Origin of the sequence: Mycolicibacterium sp. ND9-15 (assembly GCF_035918395.1) — a bacterium.
In the GTDB taxonomy this organism is placed as follows: Bacteria; Actinomycetota; Actinomycetes; order Mycobacteriales; family Mycobacteriaceae; genus Mycobacterium.
This window is the reverse complement of the sequence record NZ_CP142362.1, coordinates 451,199-467,669: the sequence shown is the minus strand read 5'-3', so window position 1 is coordinate 467,669 and position 16,471 is coordinate 451,199. Positions and strand designations below refer to the sequence as shown.

The following is a 16,471-nucleotide window of genomic DNA, read 5'->3' as shown; positions in this document are numbered from 1 at the left end:
GATGACGGGCACGAAATCTTCGAGCGAAATTTCGTGCCGACCCGGGAGGACGAATGATCGGGCAGAACAGCCGGAGGACCACGGTGTGGGGCCGAGTGGCGATCGGTCTGCTCATGGGCGCCGTAACTCTACTGCTGGCACCGGTGGCGGGCGCCTCGCCGGAATCCGACGCCGCGAATACCGCGATCACAGCGGCATGGGAGGCCAGCGGCGGTGACGGCGGCCCCCTGGGTCCCAAACAGGGCGAGGTATACCCGGTGGGCGAGGGGTTTGCGCAGGACTACGCCGGCGGCAAGGTGTTCTTCACCCCTGACACCGGCGCTCACTTCATGCGGGGCGCGATCCTGGAGAAGTACGAATCACTCGGCGGGCCCGCCGACAGTGATTTGGGGTTCCCGACCATGGACGACGGTCCGGGCCGGGCCCCGGGCAGCTTCAACGTCACGTTCAGCGCCAGCGACAAGCCGGTGATCTTCTGGACATCGGACACCGGCGCGCGGGTGGTGCGCGGGCCGATCAATGCCGCGTGGGACAAGTTGGGTGGATCGTCGGGGACACTCGGAGTGCCCGCGGAGGACGAAAGCTACCGCGGTGACCTGATCACCCAGAAGTTCACCGGCGGTGAGATCACCTACAACACTCGCGACAAGAATTTCACCACCGTGCCGCCGGACCTTGCCGGGCAGTTGACGGATCTGGAGGTGCCAGGCGATCCGGTCTCCGCGATCAACGCGGCCCGCCGCGCGGCCGGAGGGCCGCTGGGACCGCTCGGCGCCGCAGAGGGACCGCCCTATCCGATAGGCAAGGACGGCCTTGGGCAGAACTTCGCCGGCGGCAAGATCTTCTACAGCCCGTCGACAGGCGCGCGAGTCGTGACGGGTCAGGTACTCGCGAAGTATGAAAGCCTCGGCGGGCCCGAGGGGGATCTCGGATTTCCGATTTCCAGCGAAACCGACGGCGGTCTGCCCACCGCAAGCCGCATGTCGAGGTTCGCCGCCGAAGACAAGCCCGTGATCTTCTGGACGCCGGACCACGGCGCGGTACTGATGCGCGGCGCGATGAGCGCAGCCTGGGACAAGCTGGACGGCGCCGAGGGCACACTCGGCGCACCGATGGCCGACCAGACCGAGAAGGACAACGTCATCACGCAGCGGTTCACCGGCGGCGTGGTGTCCTGGGACCAGTCGACGGGCGAGTTCTCTACGGAGCCACCGAATCTGGCGGGCGAGTTGGCCGGCCTCGAGGTGCCCGCTCGGCAGGGGTCCGAAACGCCGAACGCCTCCGGGGCCTCGGACTCAGGCGGCGACCGGAACTGGCTTATGTTCAGTTGGTGGTGGCTGCTCGCGATCGTGCCGGTGCTCCTGCTCGTCGGCCTGGTGGTGTTCGCCGGCATGCGAAATCGCCGCGGCGGCGACGTCGATCGTCCCGAGGCCGTGGAGGACCGCTACGACGACAGGTACGACGGCGAACAGCCCTACAGCACAGTGGGTGCGGACGAGCAGTCGTCGAGCGGCGGCGACGAGTCAGCGGCGATGTTCGGTGACCGCTATGCCAGTGAGGGTCTGGGCGCGCTTGCGCCGCTTGGCAGTGCCGGGGACACGTCGCCGGCCAATCCATGGGAGGCGCCGACCGGTACCGACGCCGCGGGAGACGCGGGCGAACTCGGCGAGGCCGAGGAGAATCCCGACGACGTCGACACCGCGCCGACGCGAATACCGACCGTCGAAGAGCGGGGGGTCGAGGACGGCGACGCCGATGAGCGGGAAACACCTGTCGAACCCGTCGAATCGATCGAACCCGAGTCCGAAGCCGAACCCGCTCAATGGGATCCGCTGACCGACACGGGACGTCACGCGAAGATCGTCGTCGACGAACCGGAAGTGCCGAGCCCGGCTTTCCGCCTACCGGTCGATGACTCCGGGCAGCCGCCGGAGGGATATCCGATCAAGGCCGATACCCAAACCGGCCGGTACTGGCTGCCCTACACCGCCGGCTATGACGAGGTACGCGCCGAAATATGGTTCTCCAGCGAAGAATTCGCGCGTACGAACGGTTTCGTCCGAGCCGACTAGATCTTCCGGATGACGGTGACGACCTTGCCGAGCACTGCGGCGTCGTTCCCCGGGATCGGGTCGAAGGCTGGGTTGTGGGGCATCAACCACACCTGACCGCGGGTGCGTTTGAACGTCTTCACCGTGGCCTCACCATCGATCATCGCGGCCACGATATCGCCGTTGTCGGCGACGTTCTGCTGACGCACGACCACCCAGTCGCCGTCGCAGATCGCCGCGTCGACCATCGAGTCACCGACCACTTTGAGCAGGAAAAGCGAGCCCTCGCCGACCAGTTCGCGCGGTAGCGGGAAGACGTCCTCGACGGCCTCCTCGGCGAGGATCGGTCCGCCGGCGGCGATCCGGCCGAGCACCGGCACGAACGTCGGCTCCGGAAGCGCGTCGGAGCCGGCGACATCGGTGGTGACGATCGGGCTCACAGCCTCGTCGGCGCCACGCACGTCGACCGCGCGCGGGCGGTTGGGGTCACGCCGTAGGTAACCCTTGCGCTCCAGGGTGCGCAACTGGTGGGCCACCGAGGAGGTGGACGTCAGCCCGACCGCGTCGCCGATCTCCCTGATGCTCGGGGGATAGCCGCGAGTGGTGACCGATGAGCGGATCACGTCGAGAATGGTGCGCTGGCGTTCGGTTAGACCAGGGTCGAGCGTTCGGCCCCCGCCCGTGCCGTCCGGTGTATCGCTGCTGGAGTCCATGCCGCCGAATGTAGCCCGCGGCACAGGATTAATCAAACATGTGTTCGAGGCGTGTCGGGAGCGCCATCGCCGGGGAATGCGCCCGAATTTCTTGTCGGTGCCCTGTCCTATCGTTTGGCCACAGTTCGATCACATGTTCTATCGTTCGAACATGTGAGCGAGTATGTTCGAACACAAGAGCGAAAACCAACGGACCGGAAGGCAGGAAGATGACGATCCTCGACTCCCAGGAAGTTCAGGCCCCGCGCGTGCTCAGGCCCGGCATCAGGCCTGCTGGTGCCCGTCGGCGCCCCTTGTCCACCCGACCGGGCGGGGCGCCGGTTCGGTATCGGGGCACCGGCGTACTGATGTCGCGCGCCTCGCACCGGCGGCGGCCGATCACACCGGGTGCCACCGTGCTCCTTGCGTTGGTGGCGGCAGCGATCACGGTGTGGCTGGGCCTGGTGGCCCAGTTCGGCGGCGTGGTCGGCACCACCCCGGCCGCCGTTCCGGACCGGCTCGCGGTGATCCAGGTTCAAACCGGCGAGAGCCTGCACCAGGTGGCCCAGCGGGTGGCGCCCGGCGCCCCTGTGGGCCAGGTGGCGGACCGGATTCGCGAACTCAACCAACTCGACTCGGTTGCGCTGGACGCCGGGCAGACGCTCATAGCGCCGGTCGGCTGACATCCGTTGGTTGGGCCGTAAAGAGCTTGGTGCGCACGTGTTCACCGACAGATCGTTCTGGTATGTGCCGATGAGGCCGGTGCTGGGCTTTCGCAACGCGCCGCAGGTACGCTCAGAGAGGTTCGAGTTGGTCGTTTGTTGGCGCGGCGAAGGAGCGGTGATGCACTGTCCTTTCTGTCGTCATCCCGACTCGCGAGTGGTCGACTCCCGGGAGACCGACGAGGGTCAGGCGATCCGGCGGCGGCGCTCGTGCCCGGAATGTGGACGCCGGTTCACCACGGTGGAGACGGCTGTGCTGGCCGTAGTGAAACGCAGCGGTGTCACCGAGCCGTTCAGCCGGGAGAAGGTCATCAAGGGTGTGCGCCGGGCGTGTCAGGGCAGGCAGGTCGACGATGATGCGCTGAACCTGCTTGCCCAGCAGGTCGAGGACACCGTGCGGGCCACCGGTTCGCCCGAGGTGCCTAGCAACGAAGTAGGGCTGGCCATCCTGGGCCCGCTACGTGATCTCGACGAAGTGGCATATCTTCGCTTCGCCTCGGTATATCGCGGGTTCAGTTCGGCCGAGGACTTCGAGCGTGAGATCGAGGCGCTCCGAGCGCATCGCGATTCGCCGCAGCCGACCGCCAGTTGATTCGCCGCAAAGCCTCCCTCAGTCGATCTGTTTGACGCCGTCGTTGACGACGCGGCCGGCGATGCGCACCCAGCCCTCGGGAGTCCACTCCGTGTGGATGTACGAACCCTTGCCCTGCACGATCGTCAGGTCGCGGCTCAGGTAGTCGGTGATTCGCACAGCGGCGGCGCCCGTGGCCTCGTCCTCGGGCACCCCCAAATCGGACGCGAACATCCGCGACCGCAGCAGCCCCTGCTCCCGGTCGGCCCACGTCCACAGGTAGTGGTTGATGTCGTCCGGGTAGTCGGACGGGTCGAGCGCGAGAAGCTCATCGATGGAGGCGACGTCGTGGATGGCGAACTCCGGCGCCCACTCCGCACGCGCCTGCACCGAGGTCAGCTCGTCGGTGTAGACGACCTGCACGATGCCGGCGGGAACACGCAGTGTGTGAACGGGAGTGCCTTGTTCGCGAAGCCACCAGGCCGCACCGACGGTGGGGTGGCCCGCGAAGATCAGTTCGACCGCCGGCGTGTAGATGCGGGCGTGCGCGGTACTAGTGCCGGGCGCTGGTAGATCGACGAATATGGTTTCGCTGTAACCCAATTGGCTGGCTACCCGCTGGCGATCGTCCGGGTCGACGGTGCTGGCGTCGACGACGCCGAGTGGATTTCCGTAGTTGCTGTCCGGGTCGGTGAAGACACGCAGCACCGTCACATCGATAGCCATGGGCCGATGCTACTTCGTATCCTCTTGTCGTCGAACGGCACGCGGTCGGCGCTACGTTCAGGTCGCACTGCGCTCGTCGGCGCCCAGCGCCTCGAGCACCGCGGCCATGGTGTCGAGGGAGCCACAGATCGTGCCCTCGTTGGTGCCAGCCCGCAGCAGTTCCCGCAGATACTCCTGGTCGTGGACCGCTGGTTCGGTGCCGTCGATGAACTTCTCCACGACCTCGACGAAGCGGTCCGGGTCGTCGTGAAACGGGAAATGACCGGAGTCATCGAAGATTTCCAGCTGTGACCCTGGCATCGCGGCGTGGGCCATCCAGCCGTGGCTGACCGGGATCACGGCGTCGCAACTACCCCAGATCAGTTGCACCGGAACCGATTGCGTCAGGTAGCAGCGGTCCAGCATGGTCACCACCTGCCCGCGCCAGTCCACGACGGCACGCAGTGTGCGGGCGAATGCCGAGGATGCGGTCGGTTCGGGAAGGTCATTGAGGATGCGCAGAACCTGTGGCAGGTCGCGGCCGAGGCCGGTGGACCCGAAGATCCCACCGGCGAGGCGGCCCACCATCTGCAGAGTCGGCAGCACGAACGGCAGGCGCAACAGCGCCAGCGCTTCACTGCCCATCGGCAGCGAGGCGAACCGCAGCGCGACGTTGACGTCCTTGGTGACCCCGCCCGCACCGACCAGAATGAGCCGGTCGACCAACTGCGGGAACTGGTAGGCGAACTGCATGGCCACGCCGCCGCCGAGGGAATGGCCGACCACGGTGACCCGCTCGGTGTCGAGCACGCTCAGCAGATCTCGCATCCCGTTGGCGTAAGCGGCGACCGAGTAATCGGCGCGTGGTTTGTCGGACTTGCCATGGCCCAGGAGATCCGGCGCGATGACCGTGAACCGCTGCGCGAGCTTCGATTGCACGGTGTCCCAGGTGGTGGAGTTGTCCCCGATGCCGTGGATCAACAGGATCGCGGGACCGGAACCCGCCACCCGGTACGCGCGGCGATAGCCGTGGATGGTGCGAAACTGCAGGCTGGGCGTCAGGTCCCGGACCGAGCGGAGGTTCGGCTTTCGCGCGGACATTGCGTCAACTTAGCGGGCCTTCGGGAAGCTCGCTCGCTGTGGCCCCCCCCCGCTCATCGCGGTGACGGGCGCTATCCGGTGTCGTCGCCGTCCTGAAAGCGATCCTTGGACTTCTTCTCGGCCTGCTGGGCGAGGAACCGCTCGAACTCGGCGCCGAGTTCTTCGCCGCTGGGCAGGTCTTCGTCACTGGTCAAGAGGGACCGGTTCTCCTGAGCGGCGACGAAGGCGTCGAACTGACGCTCGAGCGCGGCGACCACCTGCGCGACTTCGGAGCTCTGCTCGACTTGCTCGTTCACCTTGGTCAATACCTCCGCGCCCGCGGTGACCAAGGATTCGAGCGGGATGCTCAGTGACGCGTTCCTGCCGACTTCGGCCAGCAATGCTTCTGCCGCCGCGGGGTAGTCGGTCTGCGCCAGATAGTGCGGCACGTGGACGGTGAAGCCGACGACCTCGTGCCCGTGCTGCGACATGCGGAACTCCAGCAGGTTCGACACACTGGCGGGAACCTGCACCTCGCCGACCCACGGTTGGTGGTCGGCGATGAGCTCCTTGTCGCTCGAGTGCGCCGTCATCGTGATGGGGCGGGTGTGCGGCACCGCCATCGGAATCGTGCCCAGGCCGACGAACCGGCGGACGTCGAGCCGTTCGGCCAGCAACCGCACGGCGGTGATGAACCGCTCCCAGCGCAGATCCGGTTCCAGCCCGGCGAGAAGCAGGAACGGAGTGCCGACGCTGTCGCGCATCGCGTACAGGTTGAGTTCCGGGTCCTCGTAGTGGGTGAAGTGGTCGGTCTTGTATGTCATCAACGGACGCCGGGACCGGTAATCCAGCAGCTCGTCGATCGCGAACGAGGCCACCAGCTCGGTGTCGAGCGTGGCCTTCAGATGCTGGGCGGCCAAGCGGATGGCGTGTCCTGCGTCGGAGAACCCTTCGAGGGCGTGAATGAGCACCGGTCCTCGGCCATCCTTCGACGACAGCTGGGGTGCGGGGAATTCCAACTCGTACATGCCGGACTGTTCCGGCTGGTAACGCTGTTCGGGCTTCCCTGGGTTTTCGCGGCTGTCAGCCATCGAGCCTCGCCTCCTCGCGGTGGTGCCAAACCGTGGATGTCTCACTACCAGTGACAACTAGTCTTGCCTACGTTGCGTTCCCGTTCCCGGGCATCCATACCCAAAGCAGCGAAGAAGTTTGCTCTCGTGGCCGACGCTGGCTGCTATATGCGGAACTGCTTGAGTGCTCTCAGCTTGTTCATCACGTCCAGCGCCGCGACCTTGTAGGCCTCGGAGAAGGTGGGGTAGTTGAACACGGCGTCGACGAGGTACTCGATCGTGCCGCCGCAGCCCATGATGGCTTGACCGATGTGGACCATCTCGGTGGCGCTGGTGCCGAAGATGTGCACGCCGAGCAACTTCAGGTCGTCGGTCGACACCAGCAGCTTGAGCATGCCGTACGAGTCACCGGCGATCTGGCCCCTGGCCAACTCGCGGTAGCGCGACACCCCGACTTCGTACGGGATCGCGTTCCGGGTCAGTTCGATCTCGGTGGCGCCGACATACGACACCTCGGGAATCGAGTAGATCCCGATCGGCTGCAAATCGGTCATGCCCTTGGCGGGCTCACCGAACGCGTGATAGGCCGCCAGCCTGCCCTGGTCCATCGAGGTGGCGGCCAGCGCCGGGAAGCCGATCACATCGCCGACGGCGTAGATGTGGTCGACCCTGGTCTGGTAGTTGCTGTCGACGGTGATACGGCCACGCGCATCGGCCTCCAGGCCCGCGTTCGCCAGGTCGAGATGTTCGGTCCAACCCTGCCGACCTGCGGAGTACATCACGGTCTCGGCGGGGATCTGCTTGCCACTGGCCAGTGTGGTGACGGTTCCGGCCGAACCGACGTCTACGGCGGTCACCTCCTCGCCGAAACGGAACGTCACCGCGAGGTCGCGCAGGTGGAACTTGAGGGCCTCCACGATTTCGGGGTCGCAGAACTCCAGCATGGTGTCACGCTTCTCCACCACCGTGACCTTGGTGCCGAGTGCGGCGAACATCGACGCGTACTCGATGCCGATTACGCCCGCACCGACCACGACCATCGTCGCCGGCAGGGACTTCAGGTCCAGAATCCCGTCGGAGTCCAGCACACGGTCCTCGTCGAACTCGACGCCGGCCGGCCGGGCCGGTTTCGTGCCGGTGGCGATCAGGACGTAGTCGCCACTGACGGTGGTTCGCTCACCGCGGGTGGGTTCCTCGACCAACACGGTGTGTGCGTCGACGAAGCGGCCGTGGCCCTGGATGAGGTCGATCCGGTTGCGCATCAACTGCGATCGGACGACGTCCTGCTCTTTGCCGATGACATGGCTCGTACGGGCCAGCAGGTCGGCAGGCGTGATCTTCTCCTTGACCCGATAGCTGGCCCCGTACAGCTCGCGCTGGCTCATGCCGGTGAGGTAGAGCACCGCCTCCCGCAGTGTCTTGGACGGGATGGTCCCGGTGTTCACGCAAACACCGCCGAGCATCCGCCCACGCTCGACCACCGCGACCGTCTTGCCGAGCTTCGCCGCCGCGATCGCCGCTTTCTGCCCGCCCGGACCTGAACCGATGACGACGAGGTCGTACTCGAGCATGGAACCCATGGCAAAAGGTGTACGCCGGTCGGACGGATTCCGCAGCCCGACTGGCCGCAACCGTTGCTGAATTCATCCCCAACCTCGAATTGATCCACAGCGGCGAGGGCCGCGACCCCCGACGGGCGCACTTCGTCCGAGCCGGCGGGGAGGGTCGCCCCATGACGACCACACCCTCACCCGATTTCCACCTGAACCGCCCGGCGGTCCTGATCGCCGCCCTGCCCGCAGTTCTGGGTTTCGTCCCAGAAAAATCCCTCGTGCTCGTGACCGTGGACCGCGGCGCAATGGGATGCGTCATGCGCGTGGATCTGGGCGACGAGTTGACCGGATCGGTCGACCACATCGCCGAAGTGGCCGCGACGGCCCGCCCGGACGCTGCGATCGCCGTCTTCGTCGACAAGGACGGCGCGGGCTGCCGGCTGTGCAATGACGAGTACCGCGAAGTCGCCGCCACGCTGGCGGCTGCCCTGGCTGAGCGGGGCATCGAACTGCTCGCCGCACACATCGTCGATCGGGTTGCGGCCGGCGGGCGATGGCACTGTGCCGACGGTTGCGGTAACTGGGGCACCGTGGACGACCCGTCGGCGTCGCCGCTCGCGATGGCGGCCGTGCTGGACGGCCGCAGGCTCTACGGCCGGCGAGCGGAACTCCAGGATGTCATCGCCGTCACCGATACCGTCCGCTCGGCGGCGTTGGCCGGCGTCATCGAAGACGTTGAGGCCGGGCGGTCGGACGCCGATGCACGCCGCGATATCGAGGCGGCCATCGCGGCGGCGACGGCGGTGGCCGGCGGGGCGGAACTAGCCGATGACACGCTGGCTCGGATCGGGGCCGCGCTGACCGATCTGCAGGTGCGCGACACGTTGTACGCGCTGGCTGTGGGGGAGAGCGCGGCGCAGGCCGAGTCGTTGTGGGCGGAGCTGTCGCGGCGGCTCCCGGAACCGTGGCGCGTCGAAGCGCTGGTGCTGCTGGCGTTCTCGGCTTACGCACGCGGCGACGGTCCGCTGGCGGGCGTGTCGCTGGAGGCAGCGCTGCGCTGCGACGGCACCCATCGGATGGCGGGCATGCTCGACACCGCGCTGCAGTCGGGTCTGCGGCCGGAGCAGATTCGTGAGCTGGCCACGACGGGCTACCGCTTGGCCGACCAACTGGGGGTGCGGCTACCGCCGCGGCGAGTGTTCGGTCAACGGGCCGGCTGACCACCGGCCGTCGGGCACCTGATCCCGGCGAATCAAATGGCGATCAGACCTTCTCGACCGTTACGGCGTGCGCCATGTGATGGGGCAGCTCGACCTGCTCGTGGCCGGGGATCACGATCATCACCCCGCCGTGGTCGTTCACCTGTACAGTCACCCGGGCGTTCGGTACCACCCCCGCATCCTTGAGCCTGCTGATCAGTTCGACGTCGCCCTGGACGTGCTCGGTCAGCCGCCGTACCACCACCGCGACGGGCATACCCGCAGGCAACTCGGTCAGCCGCACGAGGTTCACCCGATCGCCGTCAGGCGAAGTGCTGATCAGGCCCAACTCCGAAAGTCCGGGAATCGGGTTACCGAACGGTGAGGTGGTCGGGTTGTTGAGGACCTGGACGAGCCGGCGCTCGACGTCCTCGCTCATCACGTGTTCCCACCGGCAAGCCTCGGCGTGCACTTCCTCCCACGGCAATCCGATCACATCGACGAGCAGCCGCTCGGCGAGTCGGTGCTTACGCATGACGGCGACGGCCAGCGCGCGGCCCTTGTCCGTCAGCTCGAGATGGCGGTCGCCGGCGACGTGCAGCAGGCCGTCGCGCTCCATGCGGGAGACGGTCTGGCTCACGGTGGGACCGCTCTGATCGAGACGTTCCGCGATGCGGGCACGCAGAGGCACCACGCCCTCTTCCTCGAGGTCGTAGATCGTCCGCAGGTACATCTCAGTGGTGTCGACCAGATCATTCATGCGCTAACCTCCGTCAACGGTCGAGTCTACCGGCTTGAGGGCCTGAACTGCGTTCTTACCTCACCGGCACTGCCCGCCGTCCTCGAAATGCCACACGCTCCCCGCAGATTTCGGCGGGGAGCGTGCCGGAGGGCCCTAGCTGGCGTACGAACGCAGTCGATCAGCGCGCTCGCCATTGCGGAGCTTGGCCATGACCTCGCGCTCGATCTGTCGGACCCGCTCGCGCGAGAGCCCGAAGAGCTTGCCGATCTGGTCGAGGGTGCGCGGCTGGCCGTCGTCGAGGCCGAAGCGCAGCCGGATCACCTGCTGCTCGCGTTCGTCGAGCGTGGCGAGCACATGCCGGATGTCGGTGTGCAGCAACTCGGAGATCACCGCGTTCTCGGCGGACATCGCCTCGGCGTCTTCGATGAAGTCGCCCAGCGGCGCTTCCTCGTCGCTGCCCACCGGCATGTCGAGGCTCACCGGGTCGCGGCTGTGCTCCAGCAGATCGTTGATCTTCTCCACCGGGATCCCGGACTCGGCCGCCAGTTCCTCATCGGTCGCTTCGCGGCCGAGGTTCTGGTGCATCTCGCGCTTGATCCGGGCCAGCTTGTTCACCTGCTCGACCAGGTGCACCGGCAGCCGGATCGTGCGGCTTTGATCCGCCATTCCACGGGTGATCGCCTGGCGGATCCACCACGTGGCGTACGTCGAGAACTTGAATCCCTTGGCGTAGTCGAACTTCTCCATCGCCCGGATGAGACCCAGGTTCCCCTCCTGGATCAAGTCGAGCAGCGGCATCCCGCGACCGGTGTAGCGCTTCGCCAGCGACACCACGAGTCGCAGGTTGGCTTCCAACAGATGGCGCCGCGCGGCCTCGCCGTCGCGCATCACAGCAGCAAGATCACGTTTGCGGTTCTCGCCCAAGCGCTTCCGCGTTTCAAGCAGGTGCTTCGCGTAAAGTCCTGCCTCGATGCGCTTTGCGAGTTCCACCTCGTCGGCGGCGTTCAGCAAGGCCGTTTTGCCAATGCCATTGAGATACACGCGCACGAGGTCAGCCGCTGGGCTCTGGGCGTCCAGGTCTTGGTCGGCGCGGATGGTGCTGGCAATTGCCATGACGGCCTCCTGATCAAGTCGAACTGTCATGAGCTACAACGCCCACGAGGTTCAAAGAGTTCCCAGCCATTGGCTGGTTCACACCTTCTGATCAGCGGTTTCTCACCGGCGACCTGAGAATGTCCTTAGAAAAAGGGACGCCAGCGACTCACCTGGGAACCTCGCCGTTGGCAGCGCGAGGTTCGGACTGCGGCGGCGTAAAGGTGCCGTGTTCGAGCGCCCGTCGCTCGGCGGTCGGAACTTCGGGCGTGTTGTGCCGCTTGTCGTATCGCCGGGGCTCTTCGGCTCGCCGTGGCGGGCGGTCGTTCGCTATGAGCACGGCGATCCACGGCAGCGGAATCGAGGCCACCACAATCGCCAACGAGATCAAGCCGTTGTGCCAGATGCCGTAGGCGACCGCGGCGAGTATGAGAGCCGGGATCCGAAACGACATGAGAATCAGGTACTTGCGGACCCGTTGACGGTGCTCCACCTCGTAGGCCGGGGCGGCACGCGTGATCAGGACGGGTCGGCCGTCGTCGTCGAAACTCAGCTCGGGGCCGTGTTTCATACCCTCCACTGTTCCACATTGTCGCTCCGATGTACGCGCCGGTTTTCTTACGGGCAAAATGGTCGTCATGCGAACCCAGACGATCGAGCGCACCGACACCGACGAACGCGTCGACGACGGGACTGACAGCGATATCCCCAAGTACTTCCACTACGTCAAGAAGAACAAGATCGCCGAAAGCGCGGTGATGGGCACCCACGTCGTCGCGCTGTGCGGCGAGGTCTTCCCGGTGACCAAGTCCGCCAAGCCGGGCTCGCCGGTGTGTCCGGAGTGCAAGCGCATCTACGAGAAGCTCAAGAAGTAGCCCCGTCGGCCGCCGCCTCCGGTCCCCGGCTTTCGCGTGGGCCCAGACGGCTGGGCGCAACTGCGGGAACCTCCTCGGTCGCGACGCCGCTGCGCTTTTCGGCCTTCTCTTTCAACCACCACCCGAACCGCTTCGCGTGGGTGGCGGGCGCCGGCCATTCCTCTTCGATGGCGGCGTTCAGTTCGGCGCCGATCATGATCGCGAACCCGAGGAAGAAGGCGAACAACAGGAAGGCGATCGGCGTCGCCAACGCGCCATAGGTGTAGCCGGTCGCGGTGATCCACGTCAGGTAGAAGCGCAGTCCGAACGTGGCCGCCAGGAACACCACGGTGGCCAGCACAGAGCCCAGCAGCAGCCGGTGCGACGGCAACGGCTTCGGTAGCGACACCCGATAGAGGATGTTGACCGCCACGACCAACCCGAAGATCAGCACCGGGTAGTAGCCGAACTGCAGGATTCGGTCCCAGCTGTCGGGTAAGTACTGGGCGATCTTGCGCGGGCCCAGCGCGATGAAAGGCGCCGTGATGATCGCGACGATCAGCATGACCACGTAAAGCCCCAGCGCGTAGAACCGCTGGCGGACCGGATGGCGCAGCGGGGTCTGGTCATGGGCCTCGGTGATGGAGTCGACGAAAGCAGAGATCGCCGAGGACCCGGCCCACAGCGAGATCACGAACCCCACCGAGACCACCTCACCGCGGGCACCCTTGACGATGTCGCGGATCGTCGGCTCGATGATCTCGGTGATGACATTGGTGGAGAAGAACCGCCCGGCTGTGTCGATGATCTGGTCCTGAATGGTCGGCAGCGTCTCCGGACCGAACAGCGGGGCGATGTAAGCCAAGCTGCCGAGCATTCCGAGCAGCAGCGGCGGCAGCGACAGCGCGGACCAAAAGGCCGCCTGTGCCGACTCCGAGAAGATCGAATCGTCCCAACTCTTCGACAGGGTGCGTCGCACCATGTGTCCGATGTGGTGGCGCGACGGCCTCGACGGCAACCGCTGGGGCTGGTCTGTCATGACCAGTCCAGCATTGCTGACGAAAGGTGTTCCTGCCCAGAGCGGCTGTCAGCCGTGTCGGGCCTTATGCCTCCACCGGGCTGACTTCCAGGACGGCGGCCAGCTCGATCAGCTTGGCCTCATGCTCGTTTGCGTGGTGCTGGCAGAAGAGCAACTCCGCGCCCGATGGGAGCTTCGCGCGCACTCGCGCCGCGGCGCCGCAACGGTCGCAGCGGTCGGCCCGGGTCAGTGGCGGGCTGGTGAGCGTTGCGTTCGTCATTGCGGACCTCCGTACTGTTCGCGTGCATCTACTGTCTCAGACGTTTTGGCTTCCGGCGTTGTTCCCAAGGGGGTTACCGGTGTGTCGTGTCTCACCGTTACCCGAGTTGCCGACACGGCAGGCTGGCGGTATGAACGCCGCGCCCAACGTGCTGGTTCACCTGTGTAGCAAAGACGAATGGCAGGCCGCTCGAACACACGGCGAGCATCGCCCCGGTTCGTTGACCGCGAACGGGTTCGTGCATCTGTCGGCGCCCGAACAAGTGCACGTGCCGGCCAACCGGCTGTATGCCGGTCGCACCGACCTGGTGCTGCTCCGCGTCGACGCCGCACGGCTGTCCTCTCCCGTTCGCTGGGAACCCGGGGTGCCCACTGATCCAGTGGGAATGGTGTTCCCGCATCTGTACGGGCCTTTGCCGGTAGCGGCTGTGATACGCGTCACTTCATACTTGCCGGACGCCGACGGCCGGTTCGCTCCGCTGGCACCCTACGCTGGGTTTTCGACGTAGGCGTCGACCTCGATCTCCACGAGCACGTCCGATGAGATGAGCGAGGCCACGTCAACCATCGTGGCTGCCGGGCGGATGTCACCGAACACGTCAACGTGTACGGCGCCGACCTCGCGCCACAGTGAGATGTCGGTGACGTATATGCGGGTGCGCACCACATCGGACAGCGACGCGCCGACTTCATGTAGGGCTGCTTCGATGCGGGTCAGCGCGTTCCGCGTCTAGCTGGCGACGTCGCCACCCGCGCCGGTGGTGCCGGCCACCACGACGTGGGGACCGACGCGCACCGCCCGCGAGTAGCCGACGGCCGCCTCGTATTCCGACCCCGACGACACGACGTGCCGTTCTCCCATGGCATCAAACTAGATCACTCCCACGGCATGAAGGCCCTCTACGTACACTTACAAATCGTGGGCATTTTGTTAGGTCTCGCACCGTGGATTGTGTACTGGGTGCTCGTCGGCAATGTTCCGTTCACCGTCGCGGTGCTGATCGCACTGGCCGTCGCCGTCGCTGCATTCGCGTTGGGACAGTTGCGCGGAGGACCGGGGCGAGTCCTCGAAATCGGCGCTCTGGCAACATTTTTGGTGCTCGCCGTGCTCACGTTCACGCTCGATCACGCATTCATGGAACGCTGGATCCAACCACTGAGCAATGCCGGAATCTTTCTTGTGGCGCTCACCGGTGTGTTGATCGGCAAGCCTTTCGTGCGGGAGTTCGCCGAGGTCGGCCAGCCACCTCACGTCGTCAAAAGTGAACTGTTCGCGCGGATCACCTCATTGCTGACCTGGATCTGGGTGGCGGCCTTCGGCGGTATGACGCTGTCATCGGCGATCCCGCCCATGGTGTACGGCGATGCGACCATCCTGGACACCAAGACGCCGCTGTCGTTCGTCTGCTACTGGGTCATCCCGTTCGCGTTGTTGGCCGGCGCGGCGTTCGCGACGCGGGTGCTGCCGGACCGGATCGCCGCCGGTGCCGACGACATTGTCCGCAAGACGTCGTTCGTCGCATTCGCCGAAGCCGAGATCGACCAGTTGATGTACCTGGCCACCGAGCACGCCAACCGGGAAGTGGGGCCCGGCAAGGAGGCCTACGACATCAAGATCGGCAGCAAGGGGATTCCGCTGACCGGGGACGAGACGCGCGAATCGTGGCCCTCCACCTACAAGGTGCGCGACAAGAAGCGGTAGCCCGCCTCACACCGGGGAGGCCTCGACGATCGAGATCGGGGTCACCGTGTCGACCACGCGATCGAGCCGGAACCCCGCACGGTACAACAGGTTTGCGAAGTCCTCGCGGGTGCGTTCCCGGCCGCCCAAGGTGAGCAGCATCTCCAGGTCCATCTGGAATCCCAGGAATGAGTCGGCGCGTTCGGGCAGGACCATCTCGAGAAGCAACAACTTCCCGTCGGGTGCGATCGCAGTGCGGATGTTGCGCAGGATTGCCAGCGATTCTTCGTCGTCCCAGTCGTGGATGATGTTCTTCAGCACGTAGGCGTCGCCGCCTTCGGGGACCCTGTCGAAGAACGAACCGCCCTCGGCGGCGCAGCGCCCGCGCAGACCCGCGGCCTTGAACGTGATGTCGGCGTCGGTGACCACCGACGGCAGATCGTAGACGACTCCGCGGGCCTGCGGGGCGCGGGCCATGATCGTCGAGAGCAGTAGCCCGTGTCCGCCACCGACGTCCACGATGAGCTTGAAGCCCGTGAAATCGTAACGACTCAACGCCATTTCGTTGATGATACCGCTGGTCGCCGTCATGGCGTTGTTGAAAACCTGGGCCAGATCGCGGTCCTTTTCCAGGTAGTCCCAATACGTCATGCCGCGCAGTTGGGCGACCGCTGGCTCGCCCGTCTGCACCGAATGCAGCAAGTTGGCCCAATCCTCCCAGCGGGCCTGGTGGCCGATGAACAACACCATGTCGCGCATCGATCCGGGAACGCCGGAGCGCAGCCCCTGGCCCACCTTGGTCAGTGCAAAAGTGTCGTCGCGACGATGCTCGACCAGGCCCTTCGCCGCCAGCGCCCGCATCAGCCGGTAGAGGGCGTCCGGATCGGCTCCGACCCGCTCAGCGACATCGGCGGCGCGTGCCGGGCCGTCGGCCAGATCGTCGGCGATGTTCAGTTTCGCGGCGACGTACATGGTCTGCGTGGTCCACGCGCCCGTCGCCATCTCGAGGATGGCCACGCTCGGCGGCACCGTCGCACGGTGTAGATGCTGCAGTCCGGCGCGCAACCGGTTGACGGCGCGGACGACGGGCATGGGCGGAACCTTCACAGGCGTTCTCGGCACGGCGGGAAACGATACACGTCACCGAGTTGCGCACGCGACG

Annotated in this window: 18 protein-coding genes and 1 pseudogene; 7 read left to right on the top strand and 12 right to left on the bottom strand. The window is 66.0% G+C overall.

Going from position 1 to position 16,471, the window contains the following annotated elements; all coding sequences use genetic code 11:
• The first annotated feature begins 53 nt into the window (after positions 1 to 53).
• Positions 54 to 2,072: a sunset domain-containing protein gene (locus QGN32_RS02290; protein WP_326547063.1), complete on the top strand. Its 2,019-nt coding sequence runs from the start codon at positions 54 to 56 to the stop codon at positions 2,070 to 2,072.
• Here the strand turns inward: QGN32_RS02290 and lexA are convergent.
• A complete protein-coding gene (gene lexA / locus QGN32_RS02285; RefSeq protein ID WP_326547062.1) occupies positions 2,069 to 2,764 on the bottom strand; it encodes a transcriptional repressor LexA in 696 nt (231 codons plus the stop codon). The two genes, QGN32_RS02290 and lexA, sit on opposite strands and share 4 nt — an antisense overlap.
• A gap of 209 nt (positions 2,765 to 2,973) precedes the next feature.
• On the opposite strand from lexA, the gene QGN32_RS02280 reads away from it, so the two are divergent.
• Positions 2,974 to 3,426, top strand: coding sequence for a LysM peptidoglycan-binding domain-containing protein (locus QGN32_RS02280; protein WP_326547061.1), 453 nt, complete (start codon positions 2,974 to 2,976; stop codon positions 3,424 to 3,426).
• A gap of 160 nt (positions 3,427 to 3,586) precedes the next feature.
• Positions 3,587 to 4,057 carry a transcriptional regulator NrdR gene (gene nrdR, locus QGN32_RS02275; RefSeq protein WP_326547060.1) on the top strand — a complete coding sequence of 157 codons (471 nt, stop codon included), beginning with the start codon at positions 3,587 to 3,589 and terminating at the stop codon, positions 4,055 to 4,057.
• An 18-nt stretch (positions 4,058 to 4,075) separates the two neighbouring features.
• Here the strand turns inward: nrdR and QGN32_RS02270 are convergent, their stop codons facing one another.
• The 4 genes from QGN32_RS02270 to sthA form a co-directional block, all read right to left on the bottom strand.
• On the bottom strand, positions 4,076 to 4,762 hold the full coding sequence (locus QGN32_RS02270) for a PhzF family phenazine biosynthesis protein (protein ID WP_326547059.1): 687 nt from the start codon (positions 4,760 to 4,762) through the stop codon (positions 4,076 to 4,078).
• Positions 4,763 to 4,819: 57 nt separating this feature from the next.
• Complete coding sequence (locus QGN32_RS02265; RefSeq protein WP_326547057.1) at positions 4,820 to 5,842, bottom strand: alpha/beta fold hydrolase; 1,023 nt, start codon at positions 5,840 to 5,842, stop codon at positions 4,820 to 4,822.
• A 71-nt stretch (positions 5,843 to 5,913) separates the two neighbouring features.
• Positions 5,914 to 6,912, bottom strand: coding sequence for a proteasome assembly chaperone family protein (locus QGN32_RS02260; protein WP_326547056.1), 999 nt, complete (start codon positions 6,910 to 6,912; stop codon positions 5,914 to 5,916).
• Positions 6,913 to 7,055: 143 nt separating this feature from the next.
• Complete coding sequence (sthA, locus tag QGN32_RS02255; RefSeq protein WP_326548891.1) at positions 7,056 to 8,462, bottom strand: Si-specific NAD(P)(+) transhydrogenase; 1,407 nt, start codon at positions 8,460 to 8,462, stop codon at positions 7,056 to 7,058.
• A 161-nt stretch (positions 8,463 to 8,623) separates the two neighbouring features.
• Here sthA and QGN32_RS02250 point away from each other — a divergent pair, with 161 nt between their 5' ends.
• Complete coding sequence (locus QGN32_RS02250; protein WP_326547055.1) at positions 8,624 to 9,664, top strand: DUF4192 domain-containing protein; 1,041 nt, start codon at positions 8,624 to 8,626, stop codon at positions 9,662 to 9,664.
• 43 nt (positions 9,665 to 9,707) lie between these two features.
• Here the strand turns inward: QGN32_RS02250 and QGN32_RS02245 are convergent, their stop codons facing one another.
• The 3 genes from QGN32_RS02245 to QGN32_RS02235 all read right to left on the bottom strand — a co-directional run bounded on the left by QGN32_RS02245 (position 9,708) and on the right by QGN32_RS02235 (position 12,048).
• Positions 9,708 to 10,403: an iron-dependent transcriptional repressor DtxR gene (locus QGN32_RS02245; protein ID WP_326547054.1), complete on the bottom strand. Its 696-nt coding sequence runs from the start codon at positions 10,401 to 10,403 to the stop codon at positions 9,708 to 9,710.
• Positions 10,404 to 10,538: 135 nt separating this feature from the next.
• Positions 10,539 to 11,498, bottom strand: a complete 960-nt coding sequence (sigB, locus tag QGN32_RS02240) for a sigma-70 family RNA polymerase sigma factor SigB (protein ID WP_326547053.1) — start codon at positions 11,496 to 11,498, stop codon at positions 10,539 to 10,541.
• A 148-nt stretch (positions 11,499 to 11,646) separates the two neighbouring features.
• Positions 11,647 to 12,048, bottom strand: a complete 402-nt coding sequence (locus QGN32_RS02235; protein WP_326547052.1) for a DUF3099 domain-containing protein — start codon at positions 12,046 to 12,048, stop codon at positions 11,647 to 11,649.
• Between the two features lie 67 nt (positions 12,049 to 12,115).
• On the opposite strand from QGN32_RS02235, the gene QGN32_RS02230 reads away from it, so the two are divergent.
• Entirely contained in the window at positions 12,116 to 12,352 is a 237-nt protein-coding gene (locus tag QGN32_RS02230) for a DUF3039 domain-containing protein (protein ID WP_326547051.1), read from the top strand.
• Here the strand turns inward: QGN32_RS02230 and QGN32_RS02225 are convergent.
• Complete coding sequence (locus QGN32_RS02225; RefSeq protein WP_326547050.1) at positions 12,342 to 13,370, bottom strand: YihY/virulence factor BrkB family protein; 1,029 nt, start codon at positions 13,368 to 13,370, stop codon at positions 12,342 to 12,344. The genes QGN32_RS02230 and QGN32_RS02225 overlap by 11 nt on opposite strands.
• A gap of 64 nt (positions 13,371 to 13,434) precedes the next feature.
• Positions 13,435 to 13,629, bottom strand: coding sequence for a DUF7455 domain-containing protein (locus QGN32_RS02220; protein WP_064350917.1), 195 nt, complete (start codon positions 13,627 to 13,629; stop codon positions 13,435 to 13,437).
• A gap of 130 nt (positions 13,630 to 13,759) precedes the next feature.
• Between QGN32_RS02220 and QGN32_RS02215 the strand changes: the two genes are divergently transcribed.
• Complete coding sequence (locus QGN32_RS02215; protein WP_326547049.1) at positions 13,760 to 14,137, top strand: DUF952 domain-containing protein; 378 nt, start codon at positions 13,760 to 13,762, stop codon at positions 14,135 to 14,137.
• Here the strand turns inward: QGN32_RS02215 and QGN32_RS02210 are convergent.
• Positions 14,116 to 14,490: pseudogene (locus QGN32_RS02210) on the bottom strand (RidA family protein). The gene QGN32_RS02215 and the pseudogene QGN32_RS02210 overlap by 22 nt on opposite strands.
• 57 nt (positions 14,491 to 14,547) lie before the next feature.
• Between QGN32_RS02210 and QGN32_RS02205 the strand changes: the two are divergent.
• Positions 14,548 to 15,330 carry a hypothetical protein gene (locus QGN32_RS02205; RefSeq protein WP_326547048.1) on the top strand — a complete coding sequence of 261 codons (783 nt, stop codon included), beginning with the start codon at positions 14,548 to 14,550 and terminating at the stop codon, positions 15,328 to 15,330.
• A 6-nt stretch (positions 15,331 to 15,336) separates the two neighbouring features.
• Here the strand turns inward: QGN32_RS02205 and QGN32_RS02200 are convergent, their stop codons facing one another.
• Entirely contained in the window at positions 15,337 to 16,401 is a 1,065-nt protein-coding gene (locus QGN32_RS02200) for a methyltransferase (RefSeq protein WP_326547047.1), read from the bottom strand.
• Positions 16,402 to 16,471 lie beyond the last annotated feature (70 nt).

What these genes read in the sequence shown, in the direction of transcription:
- QGN32_RS02250 (WP_326547055.1), top strand. Translation starts at nt 8,624, where the DNA reads ATGACGACCACACCCTCACCCGATTTCCACCTGAACCGCCCGGCGGTC.
- QGN32_RS02230 (WP_326547051.1), top strand. Translation starts at nt 12,116, where the DNA reads ATGCGAACCCAGACGATCGAGCGCACCGACACCGACGAACGCGTCGAC.
- QGN32_RS02265 (WP_326547057.1), bottom strand. Translation starts at nt 5,842, where the DNA reads ATGTCCGCGCGAAAGCCGAACCTCCGCTCGGTCCGGGACCTGACGCCC.
- sthA (WP_326548891.1), bottom strand. Translation starts at nt 8,462, where the DNA reads ATGCTCGAGTACGACCTCGTCGTCATCGGTTCAGGTCCGGGCGGGCAG.
- sigB (WP_326547053.1), bottom strand. Translation starts at nt 11,498, where the DNA reads ATGGCAATTGCCAGCACCATCCGCGCCGACCAAGACCTGGACGCCCAG.
- QGN32_RS02200 (WP_326547047.1), bottom strand. Translation starts at nt 16,401, where the DNA reads ATGCCCGTCGTCCGCGCCGTCAACCGGTTGCGCGCCGGACTGCAGCAT.
- lexA (WP_326547062.1), bottom strand. Translation starts at nt 2,764, where the DNA reads ATGGACTCCAGCAGCGATACACCGGACGGCACGGGCGGGGGCCGAACG.
- QGN32_RS02225 (WP_326547050.1), bottom strand. Translation starts at nt 13,370, where the DNA reads ATGACAGACCAGCCCCAGCGGTTGCCGTCGAGGCCGTCGCGCCACCAC.
- nrdR (WP_326547060.1), top strand. Translation starts at nt 3,587, where the DNA reads ATGCACTGTCCTTTCTGTCGTCATCCCGACTCGCGAGTGGTCGACTCC.
- QGN32_RS02290 (WP_326547063.1), top strand. Translation starts at nt 54, where the DNA reads ATGATCGGGCAGAACAGCCGGAGGACCACGGTGTGGGGCCGAGTGGCG.
- QGN32_RS02235 (WP_326547052.1), bottom strand. Translation starts at nt 12,048, where the DNA reads ATGAAACACGGCCCCGAGCTGAGTTTCGACGACGACGGCCGACCCGTC.
- QGN32_RS02245 (WP_326547054.1), bottom strand. Translation starts at nt 10,403, where the DNA reads ATGAATGATCTGGTCGACACCACTGAGATGTACCTGCGGACGATCTAC.
- QGN32_RS02280 (WP_326547061.1), top strand. Translation starts at nt 2,974, where the DNA reads ATGACGATCCTCGACTCCCAGGAAGTTCAGGCCCCGCGCGTGCTCAGG.
- QGN32_RS02215 (WP_326547049.1), top strand. Translation starts at nt 13,760, where the DNA reads ATGAACGCCGCGCCCAACGTGCTGGTTCACCTGTGTAGCAAAGACGAA.
- QGN32_RS02270 (WP_326547059.1), bottom strand. Translation starts at nt 4,762, where the DNA reads ATGGCTATCGATGTGACGGTGCTGCGTGTCTTCACCGACCCGGACAGC.
- QGN32_RS02220 (WP_064350917.1), bottom strand. Translation starts at nt 13,629, where the DNA reads ATGACGAACGCAACGCTCACCAGCCCGCCACTGACCCGGGCCGACCGC.
- QGN32_RS02260 (WP_326547056.1), bottom strand. Translation starts at nt 6,912, where the DNA reads ATGGCTGACAGCCGCGAAAACCCAGGGAAGCCCGAACAGCGTTACCAG.